Raw genomic sequence first — 15,700 nt, forward strand, 5'->3', positions numbered from 1 at the left:
TTATCTGATTGCGGGCAATCGCACCGGACGCGGACCGCGGGCGTCCGCTCGTGGCATGCGGTTTGCTGCGGCTTGGCACCGGAGCGACTTTGCGGATCACGCCGAGGTGCCGCGTCAGCGCCGCACGAAACGCCTGCAAGACGCAGCGCTTCATCCATTCAACCGCTACTACAGCGCATCACGAGGACATCGCCATGCCAACCGGAACAGTGAAATGGTTCAACGACGCGAAAGGCTTCGGCTTCATTACCCCCGATGACGGCGGCGAAGATCTGTTCGCGCATTTTTCGGAGATTCGCTCCGAAGGTTTCAAGTCGTTGCAGGAAAACCAGAAAGTCAGCTTCGAAATCAAGCAGGGGCCGAAAGGCAAGCAGGCGGCCGATATCAAGCCCGTGTGACGTCGGCATGGCGGTTCATCCGCATGCGAGGTAACGATGGATAAGGACGCCGCCTACGCGGAGATCGAGCGCAATGGCGGCGCCGCCTATGCGAAGACCTTCGCCGCGCGCTATCCCGACGAACCGCTTACACCGTTCTGTCATCGCTATCTGTTCGAACAGGCGCAGCGCGCCGAAGCGGAGCACGACGCGGCCGCGGCCACGCACGACGACGAGCGCGGTTTCGCGCTGAGGTCGCTCGCGCGCATGGAGGCGTCGTCGCATATCGCGCAGGCGGCGGCGAGCGCGTCGCGCGACGCGGCGGCCGCCGCGCACACGTCGGCGCGCGCGGCGCGGCGCTCGGCCTTCTGGACCATGATCGCCGCACTCGCGTCGGCGACGGGCGTAGTGGTAAACGCGGCCCTCAATCTCGGCTGGCTCGAATGGGCAAGGCATCTTGCGCAATAAGCGACAACGTCTGCATTTACCACACCGATACGACATCGATGCGACACGGCTACACCAGCGCGTCGATCGCACAAATCGACCCATTGGAGCATGCCGCGGACGGTCTGAACGCAGTATTATTCTTCAGGTTTCCTTCAGCTTTGCTCCGTACTATTTGCGCCACTGCCCGTGGCCTTTCAGGACCGCGGCCGCCGCTACGTGCGGGTCGAGCACAGGCTTTCACGACCTGCATTCGGGCAATGGAACAGATAGATTCCTGACTGAAAACTGAAAGCGCCTATAAAGGCTTGCTGGAGCATCCATGAAAACTCTGTTCTTGCAGGCGCCGTCGTACGACGGCTTCGATGGTGGCGCGGGTTCGCGCTATCAGGCCAAGCGTGAAGTTCGCTCGTTCTGGTATCCGACGTGGCTCGCACAACCCGCCGCACTCGTTCCCGACAGCCGCGTGCTCGACGCAACGGCAGACGGCCTGTCCGTCGAAGCCGCGCTCGACATCGCTTCGCAATACGAGCTGGTGGTGATTCACACCAGCACGCCGTCCTTCCCGACCGACGCACTGTTCGCCCAGGACCTCAAGAAGCGCAAGCCGTCGCTGCTGATCGGCATGGTCGGCGCGAAGGTCGCGGTCGATCCGCATAATTCGCTGATCGCGACCGAGGCCATCGACTTCGTTTGCCGCGAAGAATTCGACTACACCTGCAAGGAAATCTCCGAGGGCAAGCCGTTCTCGCAGATCCTGGGCCTGAGCTATCGCGCCCCCGACGGCTCCATCGAACACAACGAAGCGCGCCCGATCCTCGAGAACATGGACGAGCTGCCGTTCGTCGCGCCGATCTACAAGCGTGATCTGACCATCAAGAACTACTTCAACGGCTACCTGAAGCATCCGTACGTGTCGCTGTACACCGGCCGCGGCTGCCGCTCGAAATGCACGTTCTGCCTGTGGCCGCAAACGGTCGGCGGCCATCGCTATCGGGTGCGTTCAGTCGAGAACGTGCTCGAGGAAGTGAAGTGGATTCGCGACAACATGCCCGAAGTCAAGGAGATCATGTTCGACGACGACACGTTCACCGACTTCAAGCCGCGCGCCGAGGAAATTGCGCGTGGCATGGGCAAGCTGGGTGTCACGTGGTCGTGCAACGCGAAGGCCAACGTGCCTTACTCGACGCTGAAGATCATGAAGGAAAACGGCCTGCGCCTGCTGCTGGTCGGCTACGAGTCCGGCGACGACCAGATCCTGCTGAACGTCAAGAAGGGCCTGCGCACGGACATCGCGCGGCGCTTCGCGCAGGACTGCCGCACGCTCGGTATCAAGGTGCACGGCACCTTCATTATCGGCTTGCCCGGCGAGACCCAGGAAACGATCCAGAAGACCATCGAGTACGCGAAAGAGATCAATCCGCTGACCATCCAGGTGTCGCTCGCCGCGCCGTATCCGGGCACCCGGCTCTATCACCAGGCGGTCGAGAGCGGCTGGCTCGCGGAGAACAAGGTGATCAATCTCGTCAGCAAGCAGGGCGTGCAACTGGCGGCGATCGGCTATCCACATCTGTCGCGCGACGAGATGTACCACCAGCTCGAGAACTTCTATAAACGCTTTTATTTCCGGCCGTCGAAGATCTGGGAGATCCTGCGCGAAATGCTGACGAGCTGGGACATGATGAAACGGCGCCTGCGCGAAGGCGTCGAATTTTTCCGCTTCCTGCGCGCGCACGAGGCGTGAGCGCCGTACACATCGCCGCCGTCACGCTCGCGTACGCGTGCGCGGCGGCGACTGTTGTCGGCATCGGCTATACCGTGCTCGCGAGCGCGCTGATCGGGCGCTTCTTCGCGAGGCCGGTGGCCGTACCCTCCAGTTTTCCACCCATTACGGTGATCAAACCGTTGCACGGCAACGAGTGGGCGCTGCTCGATAATCTGTCGAGCTTCTGCGCCCAGGATTATCCGGGGCCCGTACAATTCCTGTTCGGCGTGCACGACTCGGCCGACCCCGCGCTGCGAACCGTCGACGAACTGCGGCGCCTGCATCCGCGGGCGGACATCGCCGTGGTCGCCGATGCGCGTCTGTACGGCCCGAACCGCAAGATCAGCAACATCCTCAACATGCTGCCGCAGGCGCGCCACGACGTGCTCGTGTTCGCCGACAGCGACGTGTGCGTCGGCCCCGACTATCTGCGCAACGTGATCGGCGAATTGCAGAAGCCGGGCGTCGGGCTCGTCACCTGCGCGTATCGCGGCCAGCCCGATCCGGGATTCTGGCCGCGGCTGTCGGCGATCGCCACCAACTACCAGTTCCTGCCGGGCGTCGTCACCGGACTCGCGCTCGGGCTCGCGCGCCCGTGCTTCGGTCAGACCATTGCGATGCGGCGCGACACCTACGAGCGGATCGGCGGCTTCAAGCCGTTCGTGCGGCACCTGGCCGAAGACTACGAAATCGGCGCGGCGGTGCGCGCGGCGGGCGAGCAGGTCACGATTCCGCCGTTCGCGATCGCGCATGCCTGTGTCGAAACGAGCGCCGCGCAACTGGTGACGCACGAACTGCGCTGGAGCCGCACGATCCGCCGCATCGATCCGCTCGGACACTTCGGCACCGCGCTCGTGCATCCGTTGCCGTTCGCGCTGCTCGCGCTCGCGTGCTCGGGCGGCGCGCCGTGGGCGTGGCTGCTCGCGGCTGTGACGGTGCTCGCGCGTGGCGCGTTAAAGTGGCGCGCGGATCGGGCGTTGCGTCAGCGCTGCCGCGATCTGTGGCTACTGCCGTTATGGGATATCGTATCGTTTGCGATTTTCGTCGCGAGCTTCCGCTCGTCGCGGGTGATCTGGCGGGGCTTCAGCTTCAAGGTCGACGGCGACGGGCTGCTGTCGGCGGCACAGGACGAATGACGAACGAACGGCAGATTGGGCGGGCAATGAGCGAAGAAGGATCGAGCGGGCGACACAGCACCGCACTCGAGACGCACGGCAGCGGCCCGGCGGCAAAGGCGGCACAGGCGGCACAGGCGGCGGCGCACTCGGCAACCCATACGGCAACCCATACCGCGGCACGCGGCGTGCGGCGCATCAGGTCTATCCTGGTCGCATGCGAGGTGCCCGCATGATGAAGCATCTAGGCCGCGCGGCCGCGCTCGCGGGTTTGCTGATCTCTTTGTGGCTGGTCTGGCGCGAAGATCCGCGCGCGGTGCTCAGCGCGTTGCGCGCGGCCGGCGCGGGCCTCGTGCTGGCCGCGTTGGCGCACGTGCTGCCAATGGTCGCCAACGCCTGCGACTGGCGCTCGCTGATTCGCGGCGCGAATCGCCCGAGCTTCGGCAGGATGATGCATCTGGTATGGGTGCGCGAATCGGTCAACTCCATGCTGCCGGTCGCGCGGATCGGCGGCGAACTCGTGGCGTTCCGCATGTTCAAGCGCTGGGGCGTCCGGCCATCGACAGCGGTCGCCAGCACCATCGTCGATATGCAACTGACCTTGATCAGTCAGCTGATGTTCACGATGGTCGGCATCGGCTTTCTGTTCGCCAACGCGCAATCGGGCGCGCTGCGGCTCGCCGGGCAGCTCGCGTGGGGCGTGGTCGCGTTGACGCCGCTGCTATTGCTGTTCGGGCTCGTGCAGCATGCGAATCCGTTCGAGCGCATCACGCGCGTGGCAAACAATATGACGAGCGGCAAGCTGACCGCGCTGGTCGGCCAGTCCGCGCAGATCGATCAATCGATCAAGGTGATCTGGCGACGCCGCGCGGTCGTCCTGCGCTATCTGTTTTTCTGGCAGCCGCTGCAATGCGTGCTGACCTCGCTGGAAATCTGGCTCGCGCTGTATTTCCTCGGCGCGCGCGTGACGCTCGTCGAGGCGATCGTGATCGAATCGCTGATCCAGGCGGTCAGCAGTGCCGCGTTCTTCGTGCCGGGCGGTCTCGGCGTGCAGGAGGGCGCCTTCGTACTGATTGGCGGCGCGCTCGGGCTCGATCCCGCCACCTGTCTTGCGCTCGCGGCCGCGCGGCGCATTCGCGATCTGCTGGTGTTCGTGCCGGGCCTGATCGCGTGGCAGTTGTTCGAGGCGTCCGGCAGCGCGCGGCCGCATGCCGCGCCGCACGGGGTGCGTGCCGGGCTGGCCAAACAGCGTTCGGGCGTCGCTGACGTGAACCGCGGCGGCGAGCGGCGCTGAGCGATCAGCGCGCGGTTTCCCGCTTCCCGCTCGCGTCTTCGACGCGCATGCCGCGCGCCGTCAGCGCGGCGCGCGATAGGCCGGAAACGACACCCGCACCGCCAGCCCGTGGCCCCCGATTCCCGCGCCTAGCTGCAGACTCGCGCCGAAATGCTCGGCGATCCGCGCAACGATCGACAACCCCAAGCCGCTGCCGGTCGCCTGATTGCCGGTCGCGCGGAAAAAGCGGTTCGTGAGGCGCGCGAGATCGTCTGGCTCGACGCCGGGACCGTCGTCCCGCACGCTCAGCTGCACGTGCTCGTCAGCATGGCGCACCGCGACTTCGATATTGCCCCCGGTACGTCCATACTTGATCGCGTTGTCGAGCAGATTGTCGAGCAGGATGCCGATCAGCACCGGCTCCGCATCGATCTCGGCGAGCATGTCGCCGACCAGCATCACGTTGATGTGCTTTTGCTGCGCATTACGCCGATTCGCGAGCAGCGTATCTCTCGCGATCGCGGCCGGCTTCACCGGCTCGGTGGGCAGCTTCTCCTGCACGTCGAGCCGCGCGAGCAGCAGCAACTGCTCGGCGAGCCGGGCGCTGCGATCGACGCCTTGCACGACGCGCTCCATCGCGAGCCGCTGCAGCCCGATGTCGGGCTCCGCGAGCGCAACCTGCGCCTGCACCTTGATCGCGGCGAGCGGCGTCTTCAGTTCGTGCGCGGCATCGGCGGTGAAGGCGCGCTCGAGTTCGAGCGCATGCTGCAGACGCGCGAGCATCTGGTTGATCGCATCGACGAGCGGGCGCACCTCGAGCGGCGTGCGGCCGATGCCGACCGGTTCCATGCGGTTGATGTCGCGAGAACTGAGCGCGGCCGATAGCACCTTCAGCGGCGCGAGGCTCCAGCCGATGCTGAACCACACGAGCACCGCGAGCACCGGCAGCGCGATCAGCGTGGGCCGTGCGATGCGGCTCGCGATTTCGCTCACCAGGTCGCTGCGGGTATTGGCCTGCTCGAACACGCGCACGCTGTGACCGAGCACGGTCTCGCGCAACGTGAACGAGTGATAGAGCTCGCCGACCAGCATCACGTCTTGCGAGCCGCTCGCCGGCGGCAACGGCAAATCCCACGCGGCCAGCGCGTGCAGTTGCGGGCTGCCTGCCAGCACGACGCCGTCGGCCGAGCGCACCTGGAAAAGCGCATCGCGCGGCAGGGTGTCGTCGTCATCGTAGTTGTTCGCGCCGGCTTCGCCGTTTCGCTCTTCTTCGCGCAGGTCGATGCGCGCATTCGCGAGCGTCATCAGATTGGCCGAATCGAGCAGCGCGAGCATCTGCGCGAGTTCGGCGAGGCGGGCTTGCTCCCATAGGCCGACTTCGCGCGTCGCCTGCCGGTAGCTCGACACGAGCGCGCCGCCCCAGACGAGCGCGATGCTCGCCAGCACCAGCAGAACGAGGCGCCGCCGGATCGACGGACCGATCATTCTTTCTCCATCACATAGCCGATGTTGCGCACGGTCTTGATCAGATTTGCGCCGAGCTTCTTGCGCAGGTTCGACACATGGACCTCGATCGCATTGCTTTCGATTTCTTCCTGCCAGCCGTACAGGCTTTCTTCGAGCCGCGAGCGCGACTGCGGAATGCCGAGATTGGTCAGCAGTTGCAGCAGAATCGCCCATTCGCGCGATGTAAGCGGCACGCGCGCCTCGTCGATCTGCACTGTTTGCGCGGCCGGATTCACTGTCAGATTCTGGTAACGAATCAGATCGATACTGCGACCTTGTGCGCGGCGCAACAGCGCGCGACACCGCGCGACCAGCTCGGTGAGATCGAACGGCTTGCCGAGATAGTCGTCGGCGCCCGCTTCGAGACCGCCGACACGATCGACGACCGTGCCTTTCGCGGTCAACACCAGCACCGGCACGTCATTGCCGGCGTCGCGCATGCGTTTGAGCAGCTCCGTGCCGCTCACGCGTGGCAGGCCGAGGTCGAGTACCACCAATGCATATTGAGTCGTGTCGAGCGCGAGGCCGGCCTTGTGGCCGTCGCGTGCCCAGTCGACCGTGAAGCCGGCCTGGCGAAGGCCCGCTTCCACACCGCAGCCGATGAGCTCGTCGTCTTCTACGAGGAGTAAGCGCATGAGGCAAATATTCCATGTGAGGATTTATTGCATAACGTCCTGCATTTTTATGCAAGCGGCATTGATGCGTCTATACGAACAATCCGCCGGTGTTTCGAAGTGTAACCACGCCGTTCGTTAGCCGCTTTATGCCATGGGGATGCTTAAGGTTTCCTTCAGCTTGAATCGATACCATCGACGCGCTATAAAATGGTCGTCGCAGATCGTGATGCATGTGCGAGACCAGGTTCGTCAGGCCATCGCAACCTGATCGTAAGGACTTCGATGGAGCGACGCGCGAGGCATTCTTTATGCTGGTCGATAGCGTCAATGGACGGTATCGACGAGTCCCGCCCAATGCCAGCATCCGGTCAGGCTGCAAGGCCCCGCACGAGGCACGTTATGAAGCGAGTCACCATCGACATGCTACGAGCCCATTTGCTAGTCGCGTCTCTGACCGCCGCAGGCACCGAAGCGCTGCTGTGCATCGCGCTGCCTGTACTGCCGGTCTCTGACGCTTTTTTCGCTTCAGCATCGTTCAGGCTGTTCGCGCTCGCGCTGATCATCGGCGGCGTGGTGATTGCGCGCGAATTCTCCGAGGTCGCCTTCGAGCTCGCGGTGCGGCGCGACTACGCGATTCGCGCTGCTCGCGGCGCATGGCCCGCCGTGATCTCAGCGAACTGTCCACGCCGGTGGCTCGTCGTGCTTCACCTCCGGCTAACGGGGCAACCGTTCGTGCTGGCCGAGCACTGACGGATACGGACGACACACGATGGCGGCCCACGCGTTGATTGCATGTCAATGGCTTCTGTTGGCCGGCTGCGTTAGCGCTTCCATCTACACGGTAGCCGCCGCGCTCGCCATGCCGTTTTTCACCGCGCGCCATAAATCGAACCATCATGGCGGCAGGGCGGTCAATGGCGCGTACGGCGGTTCGCTAGTGGGTTCGTCCGATGGACCAGGCGGGCCGTTCGCGCAGGTCGGTGTCAGCGTGCTGAAGCCGCTGTGCGGCGCCGAGCCGCGTCTCTACGAGAATCTCCGGACCTTCTGCGAGCAGCGGCATCAGCTTTTTCAGCTGGTGCTGGGCGTGTCGTCGCCGCACGATCCCGCCATCGCGGTGGTGCGCCGCTTGCAGGCCGCCTATCCTAAGTGCGACATCGAGCTCGCGATCGACACGCGCGTACACGGCAGCAATCTGAAAGTCAGCAACCTGATCAACATGGCCGCACGCGCTCGCCACGACGTGATCGTGATCGCCGACAGCGACATCGCGGTCGACTCCGACTATCTCGACAGCGTCGCCGCGCCGCTAGCGGACCCGAGCGTCGGCGTGGTCACGTGCCTGTACGTCGCGCGCGGTGTCGGCGGCTTCTGGCCGCGCGTCGGTGCGCTGTTCATCAACGAGTGGTTCGCGCCGTCGGTGCGGGTCGCCCATGCGATGGGCTCGCGCCGCTTCGGTTTCGGCGCGACCCTCGCGTTGCGGCGCGCGACGCTGGAGCGCATCGGCGGCTTCGAGGCGCTGAAAAACTGCCTCGCCGACGACTACTGGCTCGCCGAGCACGTGCGCGCTCTCGGTCTGCAAACGGTGCTGTCGCGGGTGATGGTCGCCACCGACGTGATCGAGCCGACCTTCGCGGCGCTGTGGCAGCGCGAAACGCGCTGGCTGCGCACGATCCGCTCGGTCAATCCGCCGGGTTTCGTGTCGCTGCTGATCACATTCCCCACACCGTGGCTGTTGACGAGCGCAGGGCTGACGGTGTCGCTCGCAACCTGTGCTCACGCGCCGTTCGCGGCGGTGGTCGCGAGCGCGTCGGCGACCGCGCTCTGCGTTGGTGCGCGCCTGCTGCTGCATTTGCGTGCGGCGCGCCGTGCGCGCACGTTCTGGCGCGATCTGCCGCTGGTGCCGTTGCGCGATACGCTGCTCGCGCTCCAGTGGCTCGTCAGCGCGTTCGGTTCGCACGTCGTGTGGCGCGGCGAGCGCATGCGGCTCGGCACGCCGTCCGCCGAGCGCAGCGGCCGGCTGGACAGCCTCACGTGATAGCGCGCGGCAAACCGGCCCAGCCGCGCGGACTGATCATCACCGCCGACGATTTCGGCCTGCATCAGCGCGTCAATTTCGCGGTCGAGCGCGCGCACCGCAACGGTGTGCTGCGCGCGGCGAGTCTGATGGTCGGCGCGCCGGCCGCCGAAGACGCGGTTGCGCGCGCGCATACGCTGCCGGAACTGCGCGTGGGCCTGCATCTGGTGCTGGCCGACGGCGCCGCGCTGGCGCCGCGCGAGCAGGTCGCCGCGCTGCTCGACGAGAACGGCCGCTTCGGCAGCAACATGGTGCGCGACGGCGTGCGCTTCTTCTTTCTGCCGCACGTGCGCCGGCAACTCGCCTACGAAATCCGCGCGCAATTCGAAGCCTTCGCCGCGACCGGCCTAAGGCTCGACCACGTGAACACGCACAAGCATTTTCATCTGCATCCGACCGTGCTCGGCCTGATCCTCGACATCGGCCGCGACTACGGCATGAAGGCGATGCGTCTGCCGTTCGAAGCGAACGCGCCGCTGTGGCTGCGGCCGTGGGTCGCGCACGTGAAGACGCGGCTCGAGCGCGCGGGGATCGCGCACAACGACTACGTGGTCGGCATTGCGGCGAGCGGGCGCATGGACGAGGCGAGCTGGCTCGCCGCGCTCGCGAATCTGCCGCATGGCGTCGGCGAAATCTATTGTCATCCGGCGCTGGCCGGTGACGCGCTGAGCGAGGGCATGCACGACTACCGGCATGCCGACGAGTTGCAGGCGCTGTTGTCGCCAAAGGTGGCCGCCGCGATCCGCGCGCTCGGCGCGCGAGTCGGCGGGTTCGCGGATGTGCTTGCGTAGCGTCATGCTTCGCGAAACGCGGAAAACCTGAGCCGCGCTCACACCGGCTGTTTTTTCATCAATAGCTTCAGCAACGCCGGCAGCAGCAACAGCACGAGCGGCAACTGCACGATCAGTCCGGAAATGATCGCGATCGCGAGCGGTTGCTGCATCGCCGAGCCTTGCCCCAGCGCGAACGCGAGCGGCAACAGCGCGAGGATCGCGGCGATCGTCGTCATCGCGATCGGCCGCAGACGATTGCGGCCGGCGGCCTGCAACGCGTCGTCGAACGGCATTTCGTCGTCGCGCACCAGCGCCTGCAATTCGGATACGTAAAAGATGGCAACTTCCGTCACGATGCCGATGATCATCGTCATGCCCATCATCGCCGAGATATTCAACTCGATGCCGGTGATCCAAAGGCCGATGAACACCGCGCCGGCAGCGAAGAGCGGCATTGCCAGCACCGCGAGCGCGACACGCAGGCGTTCGTACAGGAACAGCAGCAGGCCGAACACCAGCGCGATCGCGGCGCCGAACACGGTCAAGAGCCCCTTGAAGGCGATCTGCTGTTGCTGGTACAGACCGCCGAGCTCGTAATAGACGCCCGACGGCAGCAGGTTCGCGTCGCCGAGCGCCTTCTGCACGTCGGCGATCGTCGAGCCGAGGTCGCGCCCGTCGATGCGCGCAGTGACCGCGACCATCCGCTTCAGATTCGAACGGCTGATTTCCGGTTGACCCGTGACGGTCACACGATCGGCGACGCGCTTCAGCGCGAACAGATGCCCGTCCGGCGCGCGAATCTGTAACTGACCGAGTTGCGTATCGGTCATCTGGCGCGCGCCGTTCACGCGCACGCGCACGCCGACCGTTTTCGGGCCGCTCTGGAACTGCGTCGCGACATTGCCTTCGAGCATGTCGGTGACGGCCTGCGCGATCGCCTGCGGGTCCATGCCTTCGGCCGCGGCCGCGGCGGGCAGGATGTGCAGCTCGATCGCGTCGCCGGCCGGGTTGATGCCGTCGTTCACGTCGACGATGCCCTGGATCTGGCCGATGCGCGCGGCGACCTTGCGCGCGGTGGTGTCGAGCGTGTGCGGGTCGTCGGAGAAGATCTTGATCTGCACCGGCTGCGGCACCGCGGTCAGATCGCCGATCAGGTCTTCCATCAGCTGCGCGAGCTCGATGCTGACGCCCGGCACCTGGGTTTCGATCTGCGAGCGGATTTCCTCCATCACGGTGTCGATCGGCTCGCGCTTGCCGGACTTGAGCCGCACGAAGAAGTCGCCCTTGTTCGGCTCGTTCAGATCGCCGCCGAGGCCCGCGCCGGTGCGGCGCGAGTAGGTCGCGACGTTCGGATTCGCGCGCACGATCTGCTCGATCTGCTTCATCAGCCGGTCCGTTTCGGTGATCGACGTGCCCGGTTGCGTGTGATAGTCGAGCACGAAGCCGCCTTCGTCCATGCTCGGCATGAAGCCGCTGCCGACGCGGGTGAATGCGAACGCCGCGACGACGATCAACGGCACGACGCCGAGCAGCACGAGCGGCGGCCGTGCGATCACGCGGCCGATCGTCACCGCATAGCGCCGGTTCAGCCATGCGGCGAAACGGGTTTCCTGGTGCTCCTCGGCGTCTTTGGGCTTCAGCCAGTGGTCGCAAAGGATCGGCACCGCGAGCCACGTGACGAGGAACGAAATGAACAGCGCGCTCGCCATCGTCAGCGACAGCGCCTTGAAAAAGGCTCCCGTCACACCCGACAGAAACGCGAGCGGCACGAAGATGATCAGCGTTGCCGCCGACGAACCCGCGAGCGGCCGTGTGAATTCGAGCGCCGCGGCCATCACGCGGCCATGGAACGCGCGCGCGCCGGCTTCACGCATGCGCCGCACGATGTGCTCGATCATCACGATCGCGTCGTCGATCACGAGGCCGACCGCGGCCGCCATACCGCCCAGCGTCATGATGTTGAAGCCCATGCCGAACACGTCGAGCAGCAGGATCGTCGCGGCCATCACGACCGGCACCAGCGCGACCGCGATCGCGGTGATCTTCCAGTTGCGCAGGAAGAAGAACAGCGTCAACGCCGCGAGCACGATGCCGATCATGATCGCGTCGCGCACGCTGGTGGCCGACGCGATCACGAGTTCGCTCTGGTCGTACCAGTTCGACAGATGCACGCCCGCGGGCATCTGCGGCTGGAACGCGGCAATCTTCGCGCGGATCGCGCGTGCCATCGCGACGCTGTTGGCGCCGGGCTGCTGATACACGTTCAGGAGCACCGCATCCTGACCATCGGCGGTGACGCGCATCCATTGCGGCACGACGCCCTGGCGCACCATCGCGACGTCGCCGAGACGGATCTGCGCGCCGTTCGCATTGCCGTTGGCGGCCACGACCACGTTGCGCAGTTCGTCGAGCTGCGTGATCGTCGAGTTGGTGACGACGAGGTACAGCTTGTCGTGATCCTCGATGCGGCCGTTTGCCATCAGCACGTTGCTCGCGCCGATCGCCTTCGATACATCGGCGAGCGACAGCTTGTACGCGGCGAGGCGGGCGGGATCGACCGCGACCTCGAACTCGTCCTCGGCGCCGCCGGTCACCTCGACGCGCGCGACGCCTTCCACCGACGACAGCAGCGGCCGCATCTGGAACTGCGCGAGATCGCGCAGCGCGGACAGCGACTGCTGCTTCGACGTGAGGCTGTACGCGAGCACCGGAAACACGGTCGGGTCCATGCGCCGCACCTGCATCGTCGTGCCGGGCGGCAGCGTCGCGAGAATTTCGCTGATCGCCGATTGAGCCTGCAGCGTCGCCTGCGCCATGTCGGTGCCCCAGTCGAAGTTCAGCGAGATCTCCGCGGCGCCACGGCTCGTCGTCGAATTGACGTCGCGCACGTTCGGCACGCGGCGCAGCGCTTCTTCGACCGGCATCGTGACGAGCGTCGTCATCTGCTCGGCGGGGCGGTCGCCCGCGTCGAGCGAGACGACCGCGCGCGGAAACGCGACGTTCGGAAACAGCGAGATCGGCAGACGGAACGCGCTCAACACGCCGGCAATCGCGAGCAACGCGATGACGAACAGCAGCGAGCGGCGATGCGTCTGCATCCATTGGCCGAAGTTCATCGCGCGCCATCTCCCGCGGCGCGGACCGCCATGCCGTCCTTCAGCTCGTAGTTGCCGCTCGTCACGACGCCGAGCATGGGGTCGAGCGGGCCATCGACGCCGTAGCGCTCGCCGTTTTCGATCGCGATGCTCACTGCGACGCGATGCGCCTTGTTTTGCGGCGTGATCTGGAACACGTACGCATGCTGCCCATCCCGCAGCACGGCCGCGCGCGGCACGATCCAGTGCGTGCCCGTGCGGGTCGCGATGTCGCCAGAAACGCGTGTGCCGGGGATGAACGGCGTCTGCGCGAGCGGTACCGTCGCGCCGATGTTGACCAGTTGCGATTGCGGATCGATCGCGGCACCGACGAGCACCACACGGCCCTCGATCGACGTCTGCGCGAGTGCCGCGGACAGGCCGTGCAGCGTAACGGCATCGCCGGGATGGATCGCTGCGGCGTCGGTGGGCTCGACGCCGAGCATCACGTTTGCGCGCGCATCACGGCTCGCGCCACTCGCGAGTTGCAGAATCGCCGCGCCAGCCTGCACCTGGTCGCCCTGTGCCGCCGACAGCTGCAGCACCACGCCGTCGAACGGCGCGGTCACGACCTTGTTGCCGCTCGCGATGCCGCTCTGAGTCTGCGCGGCGAGCGCTTCGCGCGCATCGTCGACGGCCTTGCTCGCGCTCGCGAACTGCGATTGCGTCGCGAGACCTTGGTCGAACAGCGACCGGGTCCGCGCGAGTTCGCCTTGCGCGAGCGTCAGCGCGCTTCTCGCCTGAGTGGCGGCAAGCACCGCAGCAGGATCGGCCTGGACGACGAACAGTGGCGTGCCGCGCTTGACGGTCTCGCCCGCCTGCACGCGCATCTGTGCGATACGCGATACATAGGGCAGGTTGATCGTCGTCAGGTTCGACGCGGTGGTCGCGACGATCCCGAAGCCGCGCACCGGCTGCGCGATCGCGGCGCGCTGCACGTGCACGGTCTGCACCGCGACCGACGGTTGAGTTTCGCTGGCGGGGTTGTCGTCCGCACGAACCGGATGGACTGCTGCGTACAGCAGGACCGCGCAAACCAGCGGCGCGGCGACGGCCGCAACACGCGGCCATCCGTACCGCGATGGAAACAGGCTATTTCGCATGAGTGTCGATGAAAGTTTGAGCGGGAGTGAAAGCGTCGGGAATCGCGCTGCCGAGCAGCGCCTGCAAGCCGACGCGTTGTTCGTCGAGCGCTTCGCGCAGCGTCGCGACGTCGATGCGTTTCGCGAGCGCGGCGCTTTGCGCGTCGGTGTACGCGCCGAGCGCGAGGTTGTGTTCGGCGTAGGCCGCCGCGGCTTCGCGCGCGGAGCGCTCGACGCCGGGTAATGCGGCTTCGGTCTGCTGCAACTGCCGCGCGAGAATCGCGCTGTCCTCGCGCAGCCGGGCGACGTCCGCATACGCCTGGTTCAGGCGGGTCTGGTACTCGTCGCGCAGCCGTTGACGGGTCGCTTTTTCGATCGCGACATTGCCCTGATTGCGGTTGAAGATCGGCAGACTCAGGTTGATCTGAAAGCCGCTCGTGTAGATGTTCGAGGTGTCGCGCGCCCGCACGAAACCGACCGACAGACTCGGGAACTGGCTCAGAATCGCCGCGCGGTATTTCTGCTCCTGCGCTTCGTAGCCGGCCTGTAGCGCGATCAGGTCGGGGCGGCGGTGCGCGAGCTCGGCGAGCGCTGAGTCGAGCGTGGCGTCGGAAAGCGGTGCGACTTCGTCGTCGTGGCCTGCCTGCAACTGCAATTGCACGTCGGGCGCGAGACCCAGCAGAGCGTTCAGATCGTGATGGGTTTGCGCGGCCGCGCGCTCGGCGTCCGTGTACTGCTTGCGCGCGTCGCTGTAAGCGATGAGCGCGGCGGTGAGCGTATCGTCGGTCAGATTGCCGTCCGCGCGCGCCGCGGCCATGCGCTCGTAACGGGTGCGCGCGAGTTCGCGTTGCTGTTGCAACAGCGGCAGCGTGCGCTGCTGAAAGCAGCTCTTCACGAACAGCTGGCGCGCCTGCGCGACCACCTGCCATTCCTGCCACAGAAGGCCGAGATCGGTCTTCGCCAGCGTCGCGTCGGCGGACTGTTTGTTCGCGCTGCGCAGCACGATCGCCATCACGTCGATGCTGAGGCCATAATTGAACGCGCGCGTGGTGCCGGCCGCGCCCGGATAATCGCTCGACACGCTCAGTTGCGGATCGGGCAGCAGACCCGCCGAATAAGCCTGCGCGCGGGCGATGCCGAGATCGTCGCGGGCCAGCTTCAGATCGGGGTTGTTGGCGACCGCGAGCATCGCGACTTCGTCGATGTCGAGCCCGTCGGCGGGATCGAACCGATGCGTGGCCAACTCGGGCAGCGGCATGCTCGCGGGATCGATGCGGATCCGTTCGAGCGATCGCGCGGACGTCGAGGTGACCTGCGGCGCGAGCGGTTCGCGGTGATAGGTCGCGCAGCCGCTCATCAGCAGCGCGCACAACGGCATCAGCGCGCGCCGACGCAGCGCCGTCACGGGATGGAAATCAGGCAAAATCCGGCTCCTGCGAATCATCGGAAGGGGCGAGCGACTCGCGAACGAGGCCTCGCAATGGGAGCCAATTTTCCGAAGCGCGCGCTTAAGACAGGCTTAACGTCGAATCGCCTG

13 protein-coding genes are annotated in these 15,700 nt (G+C 65.9%); 8 read left to right on the forward strand and 5 right to left on the reverse strand.

Annotated elements, in window-relative coordinates:
• Positions 1–194: 194 nt before the first annotated feature.
• The 5 genes from QFZ91_RS23055 to QFZ91_RS23075 all read left to right on the forward strand — a co-directional run bounded on the left by QFZ91_RS23055 (position 195) and on the right by QFZ91_RS23075 (position 4,998).
• Positions 195–398, forward strand: coding sequence for a cold-shock protein (locus QFZ91_RS23055; protein WP_007181784.1), 204 nt, complete (start codon positions 195–197; stop codon positions 396–398).
• A gap of 36 nt (positions 399–434) precedes the next feature.
• Positions 435–845, forward strand: coding sequence for a hypothetical protein (locus QFZ91_RS23060; RefSeq protein WP_176369188.1), 411 nt, complete (start codon positions 435–437; stop codon positions 843–845).
• 301 nt (positions 846–1,146) lie between these two features.
• Entirely contained in the window at positions 1,147–2,568 is a 1,422-nt protein-coding gene (gene hpnJ / locus QFZ91_RS23065) for a hopanoid biosynthesis associated radical SAM protein HpnJ (protein WP_176108403.1), read from the forward strand.
• On the forward strand, positions 2,565–3,725 hold the full coding sequence (hpnI, locus tag QFZ91_RS23070) for a bacteriohopanetetrol glucosamine biosynthesis glycosyltransferase HpnI (RefSeq protein ID WP_429568535.1): 1,161 nt from the start codon (positions 2,565–2,567) through the stop codon (positions 3,723–3,725). The genes hpnJ and hpnI (QFZ91_RS23070) overlap by 4 nt, the downstream gene beginning before the upstream one ends.
• A gap of 211 nt (positions 3,726–3,936) precedes the next feature.
• Complete coding sequence (locus QFZ91_RS23075; RefSeq protein ID WP_176384821.1) at positions 3,937–4,998, forward strand: lysylphosphatidylglycerol synthase domain-containing protein; 1,062 nt, start codon at positions 3,937–3,939, stop codon at positions 4,996–4,998.
• Between the two features lie 60 nt (positions 4,999–5,058).
• Here QFZ91_RS23075 and QFZ91_RS23080 read toward each other — a convergent pair whose 3' ends face one another.
• Together QFZ91_RS23080 and QFZ91_RS23085 are read right to left on the reverse strand one after the other, a co-directional pair.
• On the reverse strand, positions 5,059–6,462 hold the full coding sequence (locus QFZ91_RS23080; RefSeq protein ID WP_429568536.1) for an ATP-binding protein: 1,404 nt from the start codon (positions 6,460–6,462) through the stop codon (positions 5,059–5,061).
• The gene (locus QFZ91_RS23085; RefSeq protein WP_176125991.1) at positions 6,459–7,118 is read right to left on the reverse strand and encodes a response regulator; all 660 of its coding nucleotides are present in this window, start codon (positions 7,116–7,118) and stop codon (positions 6,459–6,461) included. The genes QFZ91_RS23080 and QFZ91_RS23085 overlap by 4 nt, the downstream gene beginning before the upstream one ends.
• A gap of 381 nt (positions 7,119–7,499) precedes the next feature.
• On the opposite strand from QFZ91_RS23085, the gene QFZ91_RS23090 reads away from it, so the two are divergent.
• The 3 genes from QFZ91_RS23090 to hpnK are packed head-to-tail and all read left to right on the forward strand — an operon-like array spanning position 7,500 to position 9,965.
• On the forward strand, positions 7,500–7,850 hold the full coding sequence (locus QFZ91_RS23090) for a hypothetical protein (protein ID WP_176108408.1): 351 nt from the start codon (positions 7,500–7,502) through the stop codon (positions 7,848–7,850).
• A gap of 19 nt (positions 7,851–7,869) precedes the next feature.
• Entirely contained in the window at positions 7,870–9,135 is a 1,266-nt protein-coding gene (hpnI, locus tag QFZ91_RS23095; RefSeq protein ID WP_429568537.1) for a bacteriohopanetetrol glucosamine biosynthesis glycosyltransferase HpnI, read from the forward strand.
• Entirely contained in the window at positions 9,132–9,965 is an 834-nt protein-coding gene (gene hpnK, locus QFZ91_RS23100) for a hopanoid biosynthesis-associated protein HpnK (protein WP_176108410.1), read from the forward strand. The genes hpnI (QFZ91_RS23095) and hpnK overlap by 4 nt, the downstream gene beginning before the upstream one ends.
• A 38-nt stretch (positions 9,966–10,003) precedes the next feature.
• Here hpnK and QFZ91_RS23105 read toward each other — a convergent pair whose 3' ends face one another.
• From QFZ91_RS23105 to QFZ91_RS23115, 3 genes are read right to left on the reverse strand one after another with little or no spacing between them, the layout of a single operon-like run.
• Positions 10,004–13,063: an efflux RND transporter permease subunit gene (locus QFZ91_RS23105; RefSeq protein ID WP_368718155.1), complete on the reverse strand. Its 3,060-nt coding sequence runs from the start codon at positions 13,061–13,063 to the stop codon at positions 10,004–10,006.
• Entirely contained in the window at positions 13,060–14,184 is a 1,125-nt protein-coding gene (locus tag QFZ91_RS23110) for an efflux RND transporter periplasmic adaptor subunit (RefSeq protein WP_429568538.1), read from the reverse strand. The genes QFZ91_RS23105 and QFZ91_RS23110 overlap by 4 nt, the downstream gene beginning before the upstream one ends.
• Complete coding sequence (locus QFZ91_RS23115) at positions 14,174–15,586, reverse strand: TolC family protein (RefSeq protein ID WP_429568539.1); 1,413 nt, start codon at positions 15,584–15,586, stop codon at positions 14,174–14,176. Before QFZ91_RS23115 ends, QFZ91_RS23110 begins: the two co-directional genes overlap by 11 nt.
• Between the last annotated feature and the right edge of the window lie 114 nt (positions 15,587–15,700).

Origin of the sequence: Paraburkholderia sp. JPY419 (assembly GCF_050435705.1) — a bacterium.
Classification (GTDB): domain Bacteria; phylum Pseudomonadota; class Gammaproteobacteria; order Burkholderiales; family Burkholderiaceae; genus Paraburkholderia; species Paraburkholderia youngii.